This window comes from uncultured Rikenella sp. (genome assembly GCF_948810725.1).
GTDB lineage: Bacteria > Bacteroidota > Bacteroidia > Bacteroidales > Rikenellaceae > Rikenella.
Map to the genome: position 1 here is coordinate 1 of NZ_CAQIVA010000092.1, position 2010 is coordinate 2010.

Sequence of the window (2010 nt, forward strand, 5' to 3'; positions counted from 1 at the left end):
GCTATATTCGGCTACCGCCGAAATAGTTGAATCGCTTCTTCAGGCGTGGCGCGCGTCATCCTTACGGGAGGGTACTGCGCTCGGGCCGCGCGGGCCCCACGTCCCGTGGACGGGAAATGCTGGCGCATTTCAACTACCAGCCTCAGCCCCCGTTCTTTGTCCGCGTTCGGGTCGAGCTTTGTTCGCGCGCCTTGGGAAATCTTGTCAAAACGTGCCAGCACATTTTGACGATTCCCCTCCTAAGGCAGGGCCGCGCGATTGCTGAAAAATAGTAAAGGCCAACTGCTCTACTCGAAATCAAATGATCAAACTCACAGTTCCAGGCGCTTCAAGCGATCGTCGGCGGCGACTTTATCAACGATCGCTTTCACGACTTCGTCCAGCCGGCTGCCCGGCGAATAGTCTGCCGGGGCGACGAAATTCACCCGATGCTCCTGAACCAGCTGACGAAGGGAGTGTCCCACTTCCCGATCGGCCGGATTATATACCGCAATGGCGTGCCCCTGCTTCTCTTTCACGAGCCGCATGCACGGAATGTCGGTCGTCCCGTCGCCGATATAGATCATATGGGTGAACGGTACGGGACGTTGTTCTTCGGGCTGATAGCGGTTCACGGCTTTGGAGTCGTATACGCTGTCGATCCCTTTGCTAATCTTGAAAATGAACTGGGTCTTGTTCGTATAGTTGACTGCCACGCCCGGCCAATAGGCCACTCCGTCTACCGAATAGAGAAACGAGCTGGCGAAAATCTTCCGGAAGTGTTTGGCGATGGATGTTCCTTCGATCATCTCGCGCAGCCCGGAGGAGTTGATGTAATGTTCGACCCGAATTCCTTTGGATTGTCCGTAGCGGTTGATGCGCGCGAACCATCCTTCAACTCCTTCGTAAAGCTGGACTTTCCGCCCGGATTCGGCAAAAGCTTCGCGACGCAGCGAAACGCCGCTCACGGTGGCTTGCCGGATCATTTCGTTCATGTAGGTGAGGATCGGGTCGGCGTCGTTCACTTCGGCCACGCGGTTGCAGTTGTCCCAAAACTCGCGGTTGTCTTTCCCGATGGCGGGGATAAAGTCGTATTCCTGCATGTTCCCGGGAGAGAGGGTGCCGTCGAAGTCGTAAATCAGTGCGAGTACCATACCTTTCTGCTCGATTTCCACAAAGGTAGGGATTTTCACGCAGGTTGTCATCTCAGATCGGGCGGATGGGAGTGGCGGCCCGGTGTTTGGTTAGCGTCTCTCCCGCCCCGGGCTACCGCAGCAGCGCCTCGGGCGCGCTGTACTACATCGGCAGCAACGGTTACGGGTGGTCTTCAACGGTCTGCGACACCCTTGGCATGAACTTTTGTTTTGCGGTGACGTGGCTCGATCTTTCCGGAACGAACCACCGCGGCTACGGTTTTCAGTTGCGTTGCCTCTCGGAATAAGCCGAGCGGCACTCAAAAGATGGCCGAGATACTTTCATTAGGAGTTTTATGTGGGCCGAAGCCTGCGGGGTTTGGGGTAGAGGCTGGTAGCAAAAGACGCTGTGCGTCCCTCCGCGGCGGGAGGCTTCGGCCCGCGCGACCCTTTAGGGTCGCAAGAACTCCGCCCAAACCTGTGGGGCTCTTCTTCGGCGCACTATTCGCTCTCAGCCTATAGCAATTCGCCGCCAGCGAAGGCGCAACGAGCTCCGACGAGTTGCAGCCCGCCGCGTGGGGTGGCAGCGAACTGCGCGACTCTGCGAGTCGCAGAAACAGGGCCCAATTCTCCACCTCATTCTATTGGTTTCGGGCCGCGCGCTCCCCGGATGGGCCAAAGGCCCAGCGCGCAGGCCTGGCGGTTCTACGAACCGCAAAAGCACAGCCCATTCGTCCTCGGCGCGCCCCCTCGCGCCGCTAATGCGTCGCTCTCGCCGAGGACGGCGATTCCTCTCGGAATCGCGCTATTCGCTCTCCACCCCAAAGCACTGCCCCGTGTTGACCTCACTGCGGCTCCGCTGTCGCTCCGCCGCGTTTTCGCGCGCCTTGCGCGATTC

General features: G+C 58.8%; 2 protein-coding genes. One reads left to right on the plus strand and one right to left on the minus strand.

Annotated features, from left to right (window positions below; all coding sequences use genetic code 11):
- Window positions 1-311 precede the first annotated feature (311 nt).
- On the minus strand, window positions 312-1133 hold the full coding sequence (locus Q9S52_RS10670; protein WP_297625257.1) for an HAD family hydrolase: 822 nt from the start codon (window positions 1131-1133) through the stop codon (window positions 312-314).
- Window positions 1134-1177: 44 nt separating this feature from the next.
- Between Q9S52_RS10670 and Q9S52_RS10675 the strand changes: the two genes are divergently transcribed.
- The gene (locus Q9S52_RS10675; protein WP_297625261.1) at window positions 1178-1420 is read left to right on the plus strand and encodes a hypothetical protein; all 243 of its coding nucleotides are present in this window, start codon (window positions 1178-1180) and stop codon (window positions 1418-1420) included.
- Window positions 1421-2010 lie beyond the last annotated feature (590 nt).